The following is an 18,386-nucleotide window of genomic DNA, read 5'->3' as shown; positions in this document are numbered from 1 at the left end:
GGCGAGCCGCCGCGCAGGCAGTCCCGGGATTGAAAAGCCTCGAATCACGTGACTTGCCGTTTGAGAACGCGGACCAGCGTGCCGAGCGTGTGCATCAATTCAGGCGACAATTCTGTGTCGGCCATCGCGTCGGGCGTCGCGCCAGCGCCTTCGAGAAAGGCCTTGATGAGCGCGGCGGGCGCTATCGATGATTCTTCTGCCGGCGTCGAGGGTGGGGCGGAATGGACTGGCAGCGCGAAGGGCTCCCGCAACTTGACCGGTCCGTCGTTGCGGAGGGTGTTTTCTGTATGAAATCTTCCGCTGTAGTCCGGTACGGCTGTTCGCATGACGCGGGCGGGTGCTTCGTGCGTTTCGCCAAAGGCGTCCCGATACGCGGCGGGCTGGTTTGGGGATGCAGGCAGCGAGGGTGATTCCGCGGGAGGCGAAGCCGCGGCCTCCAGCTCGGTCGGCTCCGGCGTCTGCGCACTATTCGGTGGCGACGCAATCTTCAAACGCAGGTGGCCGCCGAACTCCGGCACGTTGTCGCGGATTGCATTGCCCGGCGAGCGATCGGGTTGCAGCGCCGTGAAGCCGTTGCTGGGAGGCGCCTCCACCAGGTCGGCGAATAACCCCCCGTTGGCCGATTTGTTCCAGCCCGAGTCGTTCCAGCCCGAGTCGGCCGTTGTTGGGCCAGGCATGCCGAATAGCGCAAGTGGGTCGAGCGGCGTATCGAGAAGGTCGTGGAGGCTGGTGGATAGGGCTGCACCGCTCAGCGGATCGGCGGAATGGCCGGCGGGCAGCGACTTCGTGTGCAGCGACTTCTGCAGAAGATCGGGACCAGCGGCGGCTGGAGATGATCCAAACGATGACCCAATGGGGCAAGCCGCGTCGGCCGGTGGACTCCAGCCTGGCGTCAAAGCACTCGCCTCGGTCTGCAGGACGCACGCACCGATATTGAGGATATCGCCGGCGTTCAGGCTGGCCTGCGCGCCCGGCGCGAGCATCTTGCCGTTAAGCGCAATCGCGGCATGTTCGCTGGTGTTCAGCAGTTGCCAACCGCCCGCGAGCGCCTGTACGGCCGCATGGCGTGGCGCCACCACGCCGTCGTCGTCGGGCAGGACCAAGGTGTTGCCGGCGTCGCGGCCGATCGTCCCGCCGGATGCGTCGAAGACTGCGCTCGCGCCACTTGCGAGCGCTTTGCCGTGACAGGCAATGAGGGTCAATTTGAGGCTGAAGGAGGGCACGAAGAGAGGCTCCTGATGGCAAGCGGCGCTCATGACGGACACGAAAATGCGTTCATTTGCGCCAGCTGGAATGGGTTATAGCTGTTGCTGGCAGTGACGCGCAGCGCCAGCGTTTTTCCGTTGACGTCGAAACTCGCGACAAAGCTCTCGGGCGCCGCGCCCGGCGTGATGCGCGCCTTGTCAAACAGGCGGTGCAAAGCCCAAGGGCCGTGGGTTTGCAGGCTGTTGCTGCCGCTTTGCGTATTGACCAGCAAGCTGACCAGATTGGCGCCGCCCGCGTTGGGCCACTTCACGGTCGCCGGGATTTGCGGGCCGTGTGCATAGCGGATTGTCTGGCCATCGACGTCCAGCACGTACTGCGTGATGCCGGGATCCATTTCGAGCGGCGTCAATTCGATTTGCAGCGACGGCGCCGTCGCGTTGCCGGGGAAGAACACGGTGCGGATCGTATCGGCGTTCTGAAACGAGCCGGCAAGACGCGCATCGCCCGGCGCGCCGCCGGCCGCGTCACCCCTGAAGGTCCAGCGGCTACGGCTGACGTCGATTTGCGAGGCCAGGTTCTTCTGAAAGAAGCTGTCCATCAATCCGCCTGCGGCGAACAGCCTCGCAAAATCGTCGAGCGCGACGTCGCGAGGCGAGCCGCGCTCGAATGGGTAGCGCCCGGCGATCATGTGCCGGCATTGGCGGCCGATGCCGCCTTGCGCGTCCTGTGCGATGTTGGCCCGTGCGGCGCCGCTGACCTGCGCTGAACCGTTTTGCGACAGATCGCTGAACATCTTGCGCAGGGGCATGGGCAGGCGCCCCGCATCCGCCTGGAGTCTGTTGAATACATCCGTTTGCGGAGGCGTGTTGCCGCTGCTTAACGCAGCGCTCGCGGAGCTCAGATAGCTGTAGAACTCGTCGATCACCCGCAGGTTGCTGTCGAGCGGCCCGCCTGCGGGCGAGGCCGCCAGACGTCTCAGCGGTTCGAAATGTTCGTCGACGATGGCTTCGGGTTTGTCGTCGCCGGAGGGCGGCGGCGCGCCGCGTGCACCGCTGCCGAACAACGCAGTGAGCGATTGCCTTGCTTCGCCGATGCGCTTTTGCAATCTGTTTGCAGTCGGCTCCTGCACCGCGCCCGCGCGCAGTAGATTCGTCTCATTCGCCGCGACCAGCAGAAATTGCCTGAGCGGCGAATCGGGCGCCGACAGTGTGCGTGCGATCTGCATGCTCTGTGCAATGGACGTGCTGTCCATCAAGGCCAGATCGTTGAGGTAGCTGTCCCAGACATTGATGTAGTCATTGAAATAGGCGCGTCTGATTTCCCGGGCGAGGCGTGCGCTGTCGCTCGTGGCGTTTGCGGGGATGCCTAGCACCCATGGATCTTCGTCCTTGAGTTTCGCGGCGGCGCCGTCCACGCGTTTTTCAAAAGTGTTCCAGTAGCCATGGTAGGTGTATAGGCTGCTGACGCCGTCGGTGAGCGGCCTGCCGCTTCGACGTCTGAAGACGAGCGCGGCCTGGGGACCGCCGGCGCTCGCGACGCTGACCGGCGCGCCTTGCATCGTCGCCAATAGTTCGCGGTGGAGCTGGTGGTAAGCACGCAGCGCGGGCGAAGCGTGTCCGAGACGTTCGCGCACGCTTTCCACCAGCGGCGCATTGCGCGCGAACGGCGAAGCGACCCTGCGCGACTCGAACAGATTGGCGATGTGCGCTTCGAGTCGTGCGCGCTCGTCCTGCGTCGTATTCGACGGCAACGCCTGCTCGGTATCGAGGATCAGCCATGCCGCGAGGAAGCCGGCGTCGTATCGCGTCGCGTCGTGGAGCATCAGATAGGCTTTCAACGCATCGTACGAATACTCGAGGTCGGTGACCGGTGCATCGGCGAGTATCGATTCGATGCGGGCGGCCGCCTGCGGCAACAGTTTTTCGTCGAGCGCACGATGATAGACGGCCTCGCCTGCATCGCTGATTCGTTTGCCTTGATACAAGCCCAGCCCATACCGCCACAGCGGTGGCGCGTCGACATCGAATTGCTCGCTGTGCGGCAGGCTGTGCAACGCATCGAGCATCGGCGAAAGCGGGGCCACGGCGTCCGGATGGGATACGACGGGCCGGTTGGCGTACAGATTGAAGGCGGCCACATGCGCATTCACTTCGTCGAGATAGGCGCGGTTGTTCAGATAGCTGATCGTCCAGCCGGTGAGGAGCGCCAGCAGAACGCCGCCGGTCAAGGTAGCCACTGCGGCGTGTGCCATCAGGCGGCGGCGTCGCAACGCGCGGCTCACGCCGGCAAATCCTGCGTCGGCGAATACGGCGTCTTGCAGCAGTTGTTTCAGAAAGTAGCTTTGGCTGTGTTTCGGCGCGACGCGTGCCGGCGGCGCAGCCGCCATCTGCAATTGCTGTCGGATCGGCGTCAGCACACCGTCGATTGCCGGGCCGCTCTGCAGCGCGCTGGTGAAGTAGATGCCGCGCGCCACCAGGTTGGTTTCCAGGCGCGACGGCCGAAATAGCGCCACGAGGAAGTCGTCCAACGTTTCCTTGAGGCTCGCGAACTGCTGCGGAAACAGATAGGCGAGTGCACGGCTGTCGGGATCGGGATCCGCGATCAGCACATCGTGCAAGGCGGCGTTCAGCCGCTGCGCCAAACGGTCGAACGCGCCGCCGGGGGCAAAACCGGCGGCGTCGCTCGATGCCGGGTCACCCGCCGCAAAGGTCGTGCCCCATACCTGCGCGCGACCGTCGCGGTTAAGGCCGGAAAAGTACTCGGTAAAGCCGCTGATGCGGTCCATCCGGGTGAAGCATAGATAGACCGGCACGCGGACGTCGAACTTGGCCTGCATCAATTGCAACGGCTTGCGCAGCCGCGTCGCGTAGGCTGCCCGATCGGACTCGCTCATCGCCAGCAGTTCGTCGACGCCGACCATCAACAACGCGCCGTTGACGGGCTGGCGCGGCCGGTATTTGCGCAACAGCCCCAGCAGCTCGCCCCATTCGGCGCCGCGCCGTGCGTCGGCGTGGGCCGCTTCCAGATAGTGACCGGGCGTATCGACGAGCACGGCATGGTTGCTGAACCACCACTCGCAGTGGGGCGTCGGTTCAATGCGGCCGCTGGCGGCGCGCGCGGCTTGTTCTGCGATCGACAGTTCAAGTCCGCTATTGGCGAGCGTCGTGGTTTTGCCCGAACCGGCGCTGCCAACCACGAGATACCACGGCAGCCGGTAGACATACTGACCAGTGAGTCTGTCCAGCCACGCGGCAAACCGGCCTGTGGGGGCGCCCGCGTGACGCAACAGGTGCAGCGCCTCGCGAAAGCGGGCACGCAGTTCAGCAAGCGGTTCGGTGCGGTCGTCGGAGGCAGGGGGGGCGGGCTGGCTAGCCTTGAGTCGGCGCAAAAGCTTGCGCAGATCCTCACTGTCCGCGTGTTGTCGCCAACGCCAGGCAAACCTTGCCCACCAGACGAATAACAGGAACGCGATCAGCACGAGGCGTGAGATGTCGCTTTCCAGCGGCCGCAGTTCTCCGATCGATAGCAATGGCCCGATCATCCAGATCAGTGCGGCGATGACGATCACGCCCACCAACAGCCATAACGCCCTGGACCACAGAAGTCCCCACAAACGCTTTAAAGAATTCATCGGTTGGTCGCTTGCGAAAAGTCCTGTCTGCTTGCAGCGCCGTGAAACAGCACGATTTCCACCCGCCGATTGTGGGCGCGGCCTGCGGCCGTGCGGTTGGTGTCGACCGGCTGTTCGTCGCCGCGCCCCGCCACGGTGAGCGCACGGGTTTTGTCGAAGCCCGCTGCGAGGAGCGATTGCCTGACCGCGGCGGCGCGGGCTTGCGAGAGCGCGAGGTTCGATGCGAATCGCCGGTCGCGGATCGGCTGGTTATCCGTATAGCCGGTAATCACCACATCTGAGCGAAGCCGGCTCAGGACCCCGGCGACACGCGCGAGCACGGGCAGGTAAGCGTCATTGGCGGTGGCCGAGCCGGAATCGAACAGGCCGTCGCCGCGCAGCGCGATCACACTGCGATCCGCATCTTCGCGCACGACAAGCGAGCCGCTGCGTATGTCTGCGTCGAGCAGGCGGGTAAGGTTGACGGGCGGCGCGGCGGCCGCGCGAAACTCGCTTTCCGGAAAATGAATCGCGTTGATCGCCGCGTAGGTTCGATCGGCTTGCGCGTTGGATGCCAGCAGGAAGCCGATGAAACTCGCGCAGCCGATCAGGCCGGCGAACAGCAACAACGTCCACGGCGGCAACCAGCGGCGCGCGCTGAACCCCTGCGTGCGGTCGGTGGCACGCCAATCGGGCGATAGGGGTTGTGCATAACCGCCGCCCGTTTCGTGAAGCAGTTTATGCAGCCGGCGCGTGAGCGTTTCAAGCTGCGCAGCGCCGTTCTGAACCACGCGATAGCGTCCCTGGAAACCCAGCATGAGGCAGAGGTACTGAAGCTCGATGATGTCGCGATGTTCGCGAGGACTGCCCGACAAGCGCGCGAGCAACTGGAAGAACTTCTCACCGCCCCAGGTTTCGTTATGAAACGCGACCAGCAGGCTGTGCGTCGACCATGCGCTGCCGCCGCTCCACGGTGCGAGTGCCGCGGCTTCGTCGAGGGCCGTGCACAGGCAATAGCGCGCACCGACGATGGTTTCGATGGCGACGGCCGCCTGCTGCGCGCGCGCCTGGAAACGCCTGATTTCATCGACCAGATATTCGCGCAGCCGCTCCGGCGTCAACGTCGTGCTGGTGCGGATCTGCGTAAGCGTAGCGAGCAGCGGATTTGCTGCGGCGACGAGCGGGTTGCGGGCGCTAGAGGTTTGTTGATTTGTCCGCATAGGCTCAGCCGCGAATGGCCCAAAACTCCATCGTCAGGCCCGGCAGATCGCCGGCGACGTGCAAAGCGAGGCCGCTGGATTTCTCCAGTTGCTTCCAGAGTTCGCCGCTCGTATCCAGTTCGAAGTAATGGCGGCCGGCGTGATACGGAATCTGTCGCGGCGCGACCGGGAGCAGGCGCAGCGCAATGCCGGGAAGATGCAGATTGACCAGATCGGCCAGCCGCTCGGCGGGCCCGATCTTGACCTGCGCGGGATAGCGCGTGCGCATGGTCTCGGCGGGGAGATCGGCGTGTACCGACAGCACGAAGCCGGCGCTGCGAATCAGTTCGGGACTCGGAATCCGTGCAACCCACACGCGATGCGCGCGCTCCTCCAATTCGATCGCAACGGCGTTCTGTTCGAGTACCGTCGACAACGCCCGCCGCAATTCAACCATCAACGGTGCGAAACTGCCTTGTAGATCGTCGTGCCGGTAGTCAGGACGGACCGTCGGCCGGCGCTCGCTGCTCGTGTAAGTGCAGAGATCGAACGCGAGCCGCAGCCATTGACGAAAGAGCTGCTCGGGATGCACGTGGCCAAACGCCTGGGCATGCGAAGTATCGGCTTGAGCGCGGTTGATCAGCGCCAGCAGCAGAAAGTCGCTGACCTCGGCGACGCCGCCGCGCCCCGGCCGTGACAGACGCTGTGCCAGCGCGTCGCCGCGCTGTTCGAGCAGGCCATGCAGTTCGCTGAGGTAATGGCCGAGCACCGAATGCTGTCCGGCTATCAGCATCGGCGGGATGTATTGCTTGTCGAGCACCAGATGGTTATCGCTGCGCCGCTCCACCACCCGCAGCAGGCCGAGCGCCTGCCATTCGCTGCGCAGTTCGGACGCGAGTACCAGCTTCAGGCGCGCCCGGGCGATCTGCACGGTTGCGGGTCCCAGCGCGACCGCATTGCTGTCGGCAATTTCGCGCGTGTGTGCGCTGTACCGGGCGAGCGATTCGACCTGTTCTTCGAAGATCGTGTCTTCGCCGTCCGCACGACGGATTGGCAACGCGAGCACGACGAGCTCGTCTTTTGCGTGAGCGGGGATGTCGAGTGGCGCGGGCAGGTTGTCGGGACCGCTCAGAAGGAAGGGCGTACCGTCGGGGAATACGCCTTGCGCCGTCGACAACGCGACCTTGCCCAACGTGAGCGCACCGGGATCGATCTCGAGACTCAGAAACCCCCAGAATGCCCCCTGCAATCCGAGGCTGCGCTGTTGGACATAGTCTTCGATGTAACGCTCGAACTGCTGGAAATGCTGCGGTCGCAGGTACATGCCTTCCGACCAGACGACTTTGCTGCGGGATGCGCCCGAGTTTTTCTGCGGCAAATATGAGTGCTTCATCAATGTGTCCGATTCATGGTTCTGACCACCAGGCCGCCTTCGCCCAGTTCCACTCGCATGGCGACCCGCGATGACGCGAACGGCCAGAACGAAAAGAAACCGCGGTCCGCGTCGGCTGGCGGCGCGAAAGTGGCCTTCCAGACGTATTTGTTCAATTCCCGATAGCCGGCGACCACGCCGAATTGCCGGACGGCCGGATCGTCCGGCTTCGAGATCAACTTGCGCTCACCAGGTAAAAGGATCAACTGCTCAAGCGACACGAGGTCGTCGCCCAAGGCCGTCCTCGCGTGGTCCTGCAAGGAGGAGAAGCTGCTCGCTTCGAATGCGACCGTCGACTTCAGGCTGTAGATGCCGACGAGAATCGGCGAAGGCAGTCCGCGGCTGTCCGGATTGACTCGCGAACTGGCGTAGAGATAAACATCGCAAGAAGTTTCCGCTGTCTTTGGCGTCGCTGCGCAGCCAGCCGCCAGGATCGCCGGAGTCAGCGCAAGCAACACGCGCCGTCGTGTATGGATCATGCGTGGCTCATCCGTGTATCACCCGGCCAGATTCAGAATATGCGTCTGGCTCGGCGAGGTGCCCGTGCCCTGCGCATTCGTCGAGTTCTGCTGGGTCGGGTCGGTCATGCGGGTGGTCGGCATGCCGTGCAGCAGCACGGTGTTGGCGCCGTTGATGTTGCGTGACGTCGAGCAGACGGTGCCTGACATGACGCCCCCCATCGAGCCGGGCGCGTCGCCACTGGTGACGGGAATGACGGTCGCTAGATTGTGGGCGGGGGCTGCGGCGATCAGGATGTTGCTGACGTTGGGAATCGCCTGCGGACGTTGCGCCGTGTTGCCGTACGCAACCGGCACGCCGAGTGGGGGTGTCAGGTTGACGCTGATGGCGCCGTTGGCGCCGGCGGCGCTCGAGTTGACCATGACCATGAGGTTCTCCTAGCCGAGATGAATTTGCTGGGCGTCGATCTTCGACAGACGTTCGGCAGTCAGCAGCGCATGCTTGCCATGCAGCCGGACGCTCTGGTCGGCGGCGTAGTCGATATGCGCCGCGCGCAGATGGTCGACGGCCTCGATCGTGCGAAAGCTCGTCTTGCTGATCTGCACGACGCGGTCGAATACGGATTCGAGACTCTTGCCGATCAGGCGCAGCACGCCGAATCGTCCTTGCAGTTCGCCGCAGTGGAACGACGCTGTGTCGGCGGTGAGCTCCGCTTCGTTGGCCGCCAGTTCGAGCCGGCTGCCGTGCAATTGCAGTTCGCGTTCGCCATGCAGATGAATGTGCTGTGCGGCCCGAAGCCGGACGCTGCAGGTCGATTCCAGCAGCAGGTCGCCGTCGATGCGAATGCGTGCGCCGCCTGTGGCAGACCGTTCGAAGATCGCCAGCACGTACGCGTGTTCGGGATCGGCATGGCTGACCAGCACACGATCGCCCGGCTCCGGCGCGACCAGGCAACTGAAGGCGCGGCGGCATGGCCGCCTGGCGCCGCCGTACTCCACCAGCAAGCTGTCCTCCTCGAGGATCGCAAGCACGGTGCCGAGGGTTTCGCCGGCCGCTGTGGGTGAGGGTCTTCTCAATTCGGCTACGGTCAAATTCATGGCGACTCCGTGGTTCATGTGTGCAGTCAGTGGGTATCCCGTTGTGCGGACCAGGCTTCAGCCGCGCGTAGTGCAGTGTCGTTGCCGATCACGCCTGCGCGCCCTTGCCAGGCTGCGTCACCGGCGCCGCGGCGGGCGTCGGCGTCGGCATGGCAAATCCGGGTTCGCTCTAACCGCGCCTCGTGGAAGTCCGCGCCGGCGAGTTCGGCATACGACAGATCGGCGCCTTCGAGGCGCGCTCGAATGAAGCGTGATTGGCGAGCGTCGGCGCGCTGGAACACGGCGCCAGATAGATTCGCCGCGGTGAAATCCGTCTCCCGGACCCGCGCTTCGACCCAGATGCTGTCAGGAAAGCGGCCGCCACGGCACTGCGCGCCGCTGACATTCGCGCCGAAAAAGTTGGCGAGCGGCGCGTCGACATCGTCCAGCACAGCGGCTTCGAGCGTGGCGCCCTGGAAGTTGCATTGCGCCAGCTTCGCAGACGTGAAGTCGACGTGGCGCAGATCGGTGTCGATGAACTGGCAACGGTTCAGTGTGTGCCCGCGAAGCGCTTGCCGCGCCAGATTCGATTCGGTGAATACCGTGCTGTCAAACTGTGTCCGCGCGAAACTCACCTCGCGCAAATCCAGTCGATAGAAAAGGCTTTTGCGGATGCCCGCCGCCGAGAAATCGGCGCCGGGCATGGGCGTCTCGTCGAAGACACCGAACTCGATATCCGCGGCATCGAACCGGCAGCCGCTCAGATCGCATTTCAGAAAAGCGAGCCGTGCCGCCCGTATGGCTGAAAAGCGCGTACCGCCGGCGCGCGTCTGGAGCATTCGGCAATCGTCGAGCGTGCTGTCGAGGAAGCTTGCATGATGCAGTTCGCACGTCAGGAAGGCGCTTTTCGACAGGTCCGCACCCGCCAGATCGACGTCGATGAACGTGCACGCGTCGAACACGCATTCGCCAAGCGTTGCCTGCGCGAGCCGTGTGCCGTTGAAGGTGACGTTTGCAAAGATTGCGCCGGAAAGATCGCATTGCTCCAGCGCGAGCGGCCCGAGCGACTGCTTCCCGATGATTTCGCCATGGTGGATCATTTGCTGAAGTTGTTCGCGCGTGAGACTCATGCCGACCTCGACAACGGACAAAGGACGGCTTGCTCGAGATACGCACCGTCGAGCTGGGTGCCGCGATCCATCGACGTTTCCGCGAGATTGGCGCGGAACAGGTTGGCTTCGCGCAAGTTTGTGCCGCGAAGATTCGCACGCCTCAAATAGCCGCCGATCAGGTCGGCGCGCGCCAGATTGGCGGCGCTTAAATCAGTGCGCACCATGTAGCCGTTATCGAGCTTCACACCTTGCAGATTGGCGGCTTCCAGACACGCATCGGAAAAATCGCACTGGTTGATTCGGGCACCGCTGAAATTGGCGCGCTGTGCGCTCACCTGACGCAAATTGACTTCCGTAAGCCGCGCTTGCGTAAAATCCGCATCGGTTAGCACGCTGTCTTTCACGAAGCAGGCTTTGCGCAAACTGGCGCGATCGAAATGGACACCCTTGGCGTCGGTTTCGACGAATCCCAGCCCGACGATGTCAGCCTCCGTAAAGCTGGCTCGTTCGAGACGGCACTGTATGAAGGCCAGTTTGCGGATATGCGCCTGATTGAAACTGACGTCGTGGAAAGTCTGCTCCATGAACACCAGATCGGCCAGCTTAGCTTCGCTGAAATCGACCGCGTCGAAGCGGCAATGTCTGAATTGAGCGCGGTGTATCGACGCTCGCGGCAAGCGGCAGCGCAGAAAAGGCGTGTGCTCGAACAGACTGCGATCGAGTGTGGCTTCGCTGAAGTCGGTGTCCTCACACTGTGCGAGCGACAGATTGGCCTGAGTCAACTGCGCGCGCGCGAAGCGTGCACGAAGCAGCGTCGCGCGTACCAGCACGGCGCTCGTCAGCGTGGCTTCGCTGAAATCGGTGCCGGTCAGGTTTGCGCTTTCCAGCAGCACGCCCGACAGTTGCGCGCCGCGCAGATTCATCCCGCTCAGATCCGCGCCGGTCAGGTCGAGGCCGGCCAGCGATTCGCCATTGGCATACATGGCCGCGACGCGCCGGCGTGCGGTATCCGCTGCCGCCGGATCGAGTCGCGGCGCAGCGTCCTGATAGTGAGCGGCGTGCAGGTACGCCTCGCGCAGTTTGTGGTCGGCGGCGCGCGCCATTTCGAGCAGCGCCGGCTGCTCGGTACGTGCGAGGCATGCGCTTGTGATAGAGGACGGCGGCGGTCCGCGTCGAGCCGGTGCCATTGAGAGCGACGCGGCATGCTTTGCTTCGATCTGCTGGCGCATTGTTTCGAGGGCGGCGCGCTGTTCTTCCGCCTGCTGTTCCTGCTGCTGAACGAACTCCGCCAATTCGTCGAGCCGGGGTGGGCGCTTCGGCTCGGCCGCTGTGGCGATAGCATCGAGCGCGAGTTGGGCGGCTGGGCCGTGCGCCGACGCCGCGGCCTGTTCGGCTCGCAGTTGGGCGCGGCGCAGAAGATTGCGCTGCACGGCGCTCTGCGATGGCGCGTGGGTGGTTTCGTCTTCCCCGCCGGCGTGCACGAGCATCGACACGGGCACGAGGTCTCGATCGCGCAACGCGTGTAACGCGCCGCATTTGCTATCCATGCGCAGGTCGAAAACGCGCCGGTAATCCATGGCGGACAGCGGCTGCGCGTTCAGTTCCGCTCCGATCATCAAACAGGCGATGTCTTGCGCATCGAATTCTTCGACTTCGGCGGCGCCATGGAAAATCATCACGACCCGCTCCCGATGAGGGATGAACCATGCCGTGGTCAGACGCATCGGGACCTCGGCGAGTGCGTCTTCGCGTTGACGTTGCACGAAGCAGCGGGCGCGCAGCGCTGGCAACCTGCCGGCGATTACGGCGCGCTCGGGGTGCATGTGCGTGATTTCATAGGCGGCGCCGTCGGGCAGGGCCGTATGCGCCGACAACTGCTGATCCAGCGGCGCGACGTTGAAATAGCGATGGTCTATCGTGCGGGGGAAGCCGGGGCAATCCGCTTCGCGCCATGGCTGGTCGAATTGGCCAAGGAGCGCGCTGCGTGGCGGCCAGTCCGGCGCGATCGGTGTAAAGCTGGCCGGCTCGATGCGCTGTTCGCGCCGGTGGATCAGATCTGCCGCATATTCGATATTGGGCAGTAGCCGCGGCGTCGCGCGATCGCCAGATGCGGTCGCGAATCCCCGTCCGCGCGGATTGTCCGCATAGCCTGCGCCGCCGTAGGCGAGCGGCCAGTCGATCGGCAGGGTTTCGAACGGTTCAGCGGCCGTGGCCTCGTCCGCCGCTCGGGTCATCCCGCCGGTCCAGTAGCGGTCGCCCGAGACCCGCAACTGCTTGTCGATGCCCGCGAAGCGGATGCCGGCGTGGCACACATGGGAGCGTCCGCAGTACTTGCCGTAGGCATGCCCGGAGACGAGGAATTCGGCATGCGGCTTCGGCAGTGCCGCATCCAGCGTGTAGCCTGACAGCGCTTCACCGACCGTGTCCCATAGTTCCGTTTCGCCCACCAGTCGCGGTGTTTCGCCGAGCGTCGCCATCATCGGAATGGCGATGCCGAGATATTCGCGGCCATCCGACCGGTAAGCGCGGGTCAGAATGCCGAGTGGCGTGGGTTTGATGATTTTCAATTGGATTCGCGCGTCGCCGCCCTCAGAACGTGACCGACAGGCCGACTGTGGTGTACGACACGCCCGTCGCCGCGACGCTCGAGCCGGTGCTGGTGACCGAGGAACCGGTCGAGGTGACGGTGCTGCCTGTCGTGGAGACATTCGAGCCGGTCGCGCCGACGTTCGAACCGATCGCTACCACCACGGATCCGAACGCGTCCACCACCGATCCGTTGATGCCGAGCCCTGTGCCCAGAACGCTGATCCGGTTCAAAGTCAACGATTCGCTTGTTCCCAGGACCACGCTGCTTGTATTGCCGTTTACCAGGCTGCTCGTATTGCCGTGGACCGTGCTACTCGTATTGCCGCCGACCGTGCTACTCGTATTGCCGCTGACCGTGGTGCTCGTATTACCGCCGACCGTGGTGCTCGTATTGTTGGTAACCGAAGCATCCGAATTGCCGCCGACGCTCTGGGTCGCGTCGTTGGCGACCTTCATGCTGTAGTCCCTGCCGACACTGCGCCTTTCGTCGTTGGCAATCCTCGCCTGATAGTCGTTGCCGACGTTGCGCGTCTCGTTGTTTGCGACCGACGTGTCGTAGTTGCGTCCGACGCTGCGCTTTGCGTCGTTGGCGATCGTGATCGCCTCATTGCGGCCGATGTCATGCGTCGCGTCGTTTTCGACCGAAACCTCGTAGTCGCGCTCGGCGTGCAGGCTCACCTGTTCGGCGCCTTGCCTGTCCTCGAAACGCAACATGTTGGCGTTGGCGCCGGTGCCGCCCGGCGTGCGCGTCACGAGGCCGCTTTGCGTGGCGGCTTCCGGCAAACCGAACGGCGGCATCTGGTCGGCGTTGTAGATGCGCCCGGTGATGAGCGGGCGGTCAAGTTCGCCGTTGAGGAAATCGACCACGACTTCCTGGCCTATCCGTGGGACATGGATGCTGCCGAAGTTGGCGCCCGCCCAGGCCTCGGATACGCGTACCCAGCAGGAGCTGTTTTCGTCGCGCGTTCCGTAGCGGTCCCAACGGAATTGCAGTTTCACTCGACCATACCGGTCGGTCCATATCTCCTGGCCGGCCGGCCCCACCACAACAGCGGTTTGCGGACCGCTTGCTTTCGGCACCGGCGTGGCGCTTGGCGCGCGATAAGGCAGCGCCGCTGGCTGCGCAATGAAATCGAAGTCATAGCGAGCTTCGCTGCTGCCCGTGGCATAGCCGCCTTCCTGCAAACGATAGCCGACGCCGACGATCAGATAAGCACGGTTCTCCGCCTCTCGCGGGCAGTTGTTCAACGTGAACAGATAGCCTGGCGCGATGGCGCGCAGACGAGTGTGCGCGCGAATGCGGGCGTGGGAAGCCTGCTCTTCTTCGAGCCGCACGCGAGCATAGTGTTCGCCCTGCTCGGCTTCGATATAGCGGCCTTGCCATTGGTATTTGCCGTAGCCGCCGTGCTCCGCGTTCAGCGGATTGACGCGCACCTGGGACAGATCGGCTTGCGGTTTCCTGAAGTCGTAGTCATTGACGGCATAGGCGCCTGAGCGGAGTTCCGTCTCCGGATACCATTGGTCGACACCTTCTTCAGCCGGCAGGGCCAACCGGTCGGGCGGCAGGTAGGGCAGCGTCGCGTAGTTAGGCAGCGTGTCGTGAGCGCTCATGTCGTCGGCGAGCACCAGGACCTGCTGGTCCGCTTCGTGGCGAAAATAATAATAGATGCCTTCCTGCTCCATCAGCCTGCTGATGAACGCAAAGTCGCTCTCCTGGTATTGCACGCAGTAGTCCCATTCGCGGTAGCTTGCGAGCAAACGCTCGTCGACCGGGAAGCCGTATCTGGCCAGCGCTTGCCGAAGAATGTCCACCACCGACAGATTCTGGAAGATGCGGCAGTCGGCCGTCCTTGTCAGGTACCACAACCACGGCCGCAGCGTGACCGTATAGACATACGTGCGGGGCGTGTCAGTCTCGCGGCCGCGGAATGCGCATCGCGCGATGTGTCCGCCGAGATGGCGCACACCGCCGTCGGGCGTGACGATTTCCAGCGTCAGTGGCTTGCCGAGCAGACTGTTCATGTCGAGCGAGGCTGATTGACTGATCAGCTCCACATTGAATTCGTACAGCGACGACAACGTTTCCTGGCCGTCCAGCGAACGGAACCTGAGCGCCTGGGGATCGAGTGGCGTGTGAGCGGTAATGATGTGGTTCATGACGGGCCTTGTTAGCGATGGGCACGCGGCGTGAAGAAGCGGAACGGGTAGCGCTTAGCACGGGGCGGTTTGCCGCGGCGGATAGGCTTCGGGCGAATAGACGAAGTCGTCGGCGTCGCGCACGCTCGCGCGCGCGCCGAGCCAGCTGCTCCAGCCCAGTTGCTGGCCGCGGCCCAGCGTGTTGCCGGTGACCTGGCCGGCGGCCATGACCAGCCGCACGTCCCACCTCCATTCGAAGCCAAGGTAATGGCGCACCCACTGCACTAATTGCCATGCGCGGCGCGTGCCTGGCAGCAGGTCCAGGTACTGCTCGCGCGCGAGCGGCCCGAGCCTCAACTCGAACTTCGACTGCACACCGCGCACGGCCATGCCGAGCATCGCGCCGCCGCCGAGCGTGCGCGTGGTGCGTCGTGCGCCCAGCCGGAGGCGCTGCTCCGGTTCGATCGTCATCCAGTGCGGAACAAGCTCAACGATCTCCACCGGTACGCCGAGATGCATGCGCAGAATCTGCTGCAGGCCTTCCGGATTGCGCGTCTGTCGGACCAGATGTCCGGCCATGAAGTAGCGTGCATGCGCGGCAAGCTCGTCGCGCTGAAGTTGCGACGGCTGGCCGCAATGAATCAGGCTTGCGATATAAGCGTCGAACCGCGCCCCGTGCCCGCGGTCGAGACTGACAGTCGGCTGAGCGTCAGCCCACGCGCGGTAGAACAGCAGAATCAACCGATGATGGAACAGGTCGGCGAACGCCGTTAGCGCGGGATCGTCGTGATTGCGCGCGCGGTCGCGGGCATATTCGGTCAGATGCAACGGCAATGGACCGTTTGGACCGAACAGGCCGAAGCTATAAATCGACACGCGCGGCGGGGCGCTTTCAGGTCCTTCAGGTGCCGGGTTAGCCGAGGCCAAGGTCGCGGGGGCGAAGGCCAGCGAGGGCTCCTGACCGATCCGCAGTGGTTCGTCGCCAGGATGGATTGCGCGCCCCATGCGCACAGGCATGCCGGCGCGGGCGTCGAGCCAACGTAACAGCGTGTAGAGGTCGTAGGCGTGCGGCGCAGCGGCGACCTGCTGCCAGAAGCTTTGCAGCGATGGGATGGCAGAGGTGTTCATGCTGTCGGGCGGCATCCGATCCGCGGTTGCCATCGGTTGATGTGTCCGCGCTGCAGCGTCGCGACTGCGAGTTCGCTGAAGCTGTTCAATGACACGTGTCGAGCGAAGAACTGTTCCAGCACCGCGCCGAACAGATAGGTGCTGGCGCCCGCGAACGCCAGTTCGTCGAGCAGCAGTGACACGCAGACGCCGCGGGCGAACATGAGTGGGCCTGGCTGCGGCAACTGGTTATAGACGGCATCGATCTGCACGCTGCGAATGCCGTGGATCTGCGGCGTAATATCGACCTGTGCCGCACCGGCATAGAGTTCGAGCAACTCACGCAGCGCTTGCGCGCCTTGGCCTCCGTCCAGATCGGTGAGGGTCAGATAGTTGAGACTCAGGTGGCTGATCAGCCGCCAGGTCAGCGCGTTATCGGCAAGCGCCGGGCGCGGCGGTGTCGGTCCGCGCAGCACCTTGATGGCCGTGACTGGCGCCGAAATGCGCAAGCTGAAATCGCTGCTGCCCTCGAGCGGTATCAATGCAGCGAGATCGCGGTTGGTGCAGAGCGCCTCCACGGCGAGATTGCGCAGGTCGTCGGAAAACGGAGCCTCGTGCTGGTCGACCAGCGACAGGAACACTTCGCCGCCGCTATAGCCATTCGGCAAGCCGCTGCGCCGGTTTGCGGCACTGGCGAGGCGCGGTTCGCGGCGCACCGAGAAGTAGCGGCCGTGGCTCTCGGGGTCATCCGCGACCATGCCGTAGAACGGCCGAAACCGGCAACGCCTGCCGTCAGGCTGCAAGTGGCCCGTGACCTTCTCGATGCTATGGACCTCGTAGTCGAGCGGGCGCGTGCGGTCCACCACCACGTGATGCTCGTGGTGTCGCGTGGAGACCGCGACGCGATCCGCCTGTTTGGGAAACAGATTGATAGCCGGCGTGCAGAAGAGCGCAAGACTACGGCTATCGACCGAACGTTCGAGGTCGGGCACCGTCTGGTCGAGCAGGATGGTCAGCGAGAACGCATTGCCCTCGATCGTTTGCAGCGCACGCCGCAGATTGCCGATACTGAAAAACAGAAAACGCGCCGGAAAGGCGAAATACTCATGCAGCAGCCGGTGACCATGGAACGAGCGCGTGCTGTGGGGCAGAAGTGCCTGTGCGGCGTCGAATCCCTCATGGCGGATTGCCTCGTGATCGAGCAACGAGCAGCTGTGTTCGGGGTTCGACACGGAATGGCACACCACGCCGACGCTACGTGCGAGCACCAGTTCCAGCAGTTGCAGCGCCTGGCTCTCGGCGCCGCTCAGGAAAAACGTCAGCTTGTCGAGCGGCAGGTTCTTCAGGCTCGCGGCCCCGCAGACTTCTATCCGCACACGCAACGCGCCGCGCACCGTGACGTCTGGACTGAGAAGGGACAGCGGCAGATCACCGGGCTCGCCGCCCAACTTGACGTCGGCGACGCGTAGTGGCCAGAGCGTGACCGCGTGCGCGGTGCGAAATTCGCACGCTGTCTGCTCACCCTGCGCCAGGTGGGCGCGCAGTGGTGTGCCTGCCGCGAGCGTATAGCCTTCATGCAAGCTGCCTTCGCGCAGGTTCGGCTGTACGGCGGCGATTGTCATGGAGGGGAGAGGAGCCAGGTAGTTCGGGTAGACGACGTCCAGCAGCCGCTGTGAGAAGCGTGGGAACTCGGCGTCCATCTTCAGTTGAATACGGGCGGTCAGAAAGCTGAAGCCCTCGAGAAGCCGCTCCACATACGGATCGTTCACCTCGGTGCCGTGCATGCCGAGGTGGCCGGCCGTCTTCGGGAAAGTCTTGGCGAACTCGGCGCCAAGCTCGCGTAGATAGACGAGCTCGCGGTTGTAGTAGTCGAGCAGGCGCGGGTCCATCACCCGTTCCCCTGCGAGCGCAGCGCGATATGACCGCTTTCGAGGTCGATTTCGGAACGCAGAAGGAGGGTCTGCGGCGCCAGGCTCGAGCACAGTTGCCCGTGGATCTCGAGCGACAGCGTGCTCCGCTGGGGCTCTGCGGAAGACCCGGCGATGCAGCGTACTTCAACGCTTTCTGCAAGAATGCGTGGCTCGAATTGGACAATCGCCTCGCGAATCGCGCTTTCGAGACTGACCCAGTCCAGCGCCGACACTCGCGCACCGGCCAACGCGCCCAAACCGAAGTTGACGACCGAGCGCCTCACGTGCGGATAGGCGGCAAGGTCGTCCGTGGCTTCGAGGTTGGTGCTGTTCAGGAGCCAGTTCAGGTCGCGCAAAAGCGATTCGCGCAAGCGCGCGCGCGGCGACGCGAACCCGCTGTCGGCACCGGCCGCTGTTGGCGAATGTTCGCCGCTCAGGCGGTCGAGCAAGCACGGGGAGGCTTCCAATCGGGAGTCGCGCGGTGTTGCCGCCGGGTCTCGTTGCAGGCGCAAGGAATGTGGCTTATTCACTGGGTTCTCGTCGGCTTCAG

At 64.0% G+C, this 18,386-nt stretch carries 13 protein-coding genes; all 13 read right to left on the bottom strand.

The window, feature by feature from the left end; translation table 11 throughout:
* Nucleotides 1-44: 44 nt before the first annotated feature.
* The 13 genes from AYM40_RS18045 to tssE are packed head-to-tail and all read right to left on the bottom strand — an operon-like array spanning nt 45 to nt 18,366.
* Nucleotides 45-1,223 carry an FHA domain-containing protein gene (locus AYM40_RS18045; RefSeq protein ID WP_158515288.1) on the bottom strand — a complete coding sequence of 393 codons (1,179 nt, stop codon included), beginning with the start codon at nt 1,221-1,223 and terminating at the stop codon, nt 45-47.
* A gap of 29 nt (nt 1,224-1,252) precedes the next feature.
* Nucleotides 1,253-4,837, bottom strand: coding sequence for a type VI secretion system membrane subunit TssM (gene tssM / locus AYM40_RS18040; protein ID WP_063497408.1), 3,585 nt, complete (start codon nt 4,835-4,837; stop codon nt 1,253-1,255).
* Nucleotides 4,834-6,036, bottom strand: a complete 1,203-nt coding sequence (tssL, locus tag AYM40_RS18035; protein WP_063497407.1) for a type VI secretion system protein TssL, long form — start codon at nt 6,034-6,036, stop codon at nt 4,834-4,836. The genes tssM and tssL overlap by 4 nt, the downstream gene beginning before the upstream one ends.
* Before the next feature lie 4 nt (nt 6,037-6,040).
* On the bottom strand, nt 6,041-7,408 hold the full coding sequence (tssK, locus tag AYM40_RS18030; RefSeq protein ID WP_063497406.1) for a type VI secretion system baseplate subunit TssK: 1,368 nt from the start codon (nt 7,406-7,408) through the stop codon (nt 6,041-6,043).
* A complete protein-coding gene (tssJ, locus tag AYM40_RS18025) occupies nt 7,408-7,926 on the bottom strand; it encodes a type VI secretion system lipoprotein TssJ (protein WP_063497405.1) in 519 nt (172 codons plus the stop codon). The genes tssK and tssJ overlap by 1 nt, the downstream gene beginning before the upstream one ends.
* A gap of 18 nt (nt 7,927-7,944) precedes the next feature.
* Complete coding sequence (locus tag AYM40_RS18020; RefSeq protein WP_063497404.1) at nt 7,945-8,334, bottom strand: DUF4150 domain-containing protein; 390 nt, start codon at nt 8,332-8,334, stop codon at nt 7,945-7,947.
* 9 nt (nt 8,335-8,343) lie between these two features.
* Nucleotides 8,344-9,003, bottom strand: a complete 660-nt coding sequence (locus AYM40_RS18015; protein WP_063497403.1) for a DUF3540 domain-containing protein — start codon at nt 9,001-9,003, stop codon at nt 8,344-8,346.
* 26 nt (nt 9,004-9,029) lie between these two features.
* A complete protein-coding gene (locus tag AYM40_RS18010) occupies nt 9,030-10,112 on the bottom strand; it encodes a pentapeptide repeat-containing protein (protein ID WP_063497402.1) in 1,083 nt (360 codons plus the stop codon).
* Nucleotides 10,109-12,661 (bottom strand): DUF2169 family type VI secretion system accessory protein, encoded by a 2,553-nt coding sequence (locus AYM40_RS18005; protein WP_063497401.1) that lies wholly within the window; start codon nt 12,659-12,661, stop codon nt 10,109-10,111. Before AYM40_RS18005 ends, AYM40_RS18010 begins: the two co-directional genes overlap by 4 nt.
* 22 nt (nt 12,662-12,683) lie before the next feature.
* Nucleotides 12,684-14,840, bottom strand: coding sequence for a type VI secretion system Vgr family protein (locus AYM40_RS18000; protein ID WP_063497400.1), 2,157 nt, complete (start codon nt 14,838-14,840; stop codon nt 12,684-12,686).
* A gap of 54 nt (nt 14,841-14,894) precedes the next feature.
* A complete protein-coding gene (tssG, locus tag AYM40_RS17995; RefSeq protein ID WP_236720861.1) occupies nt 14,895-15,947 on the bottom strand; it encodes a type VI secretion system baseplate subunit TssG in 1,053 nt (350 codons plus the stop codon).
* Complete coding sequence (gene tssF / locus AYM40_RS17990; RefSeq protein ID WP_063497398.1) at nt 15,944-17,815, bottom strand: type VI secretion system baseplate subunit TssF; 1,872 nt, start codon at nt 17,813-17,815, stop codon at nt 15,944-15,946. The genes tssG and tssF overlap by 4 nt, the downstream gene beginning before the upstream one ends.
* Nucleotides 17,815-18,366 (bottom strand): type VI secretion system baseplate subunit TssE, encoded by a 552-nt coding sequence (gene tssE / locus AYM40_RS17985; protein WP_082855184.1) that lies wholly within the window; start codon nt 18,364-18,366, stop codon nt 17,815-17,817. Before tssE ends, tssF begins: the two co-directional genes overlap by 1 nt.
* Nucleotides 18,367-18,386 lie beyond the last annotated feature (20 nt).

Source organism: Paraburkholderia phytofirmans OLGA172 (assembly GCF_001634365.1).
Lineage (GTDB): Bacteria > Pseudomonadota > Gammaproteobacteria > Burkholderiales > Burkholderiaceae > Paraburkholderia.
Note: the sequence above shows the minus strand (reverse complement) of the source record. Positions and strands in the feature narration are given on the sequence as shown.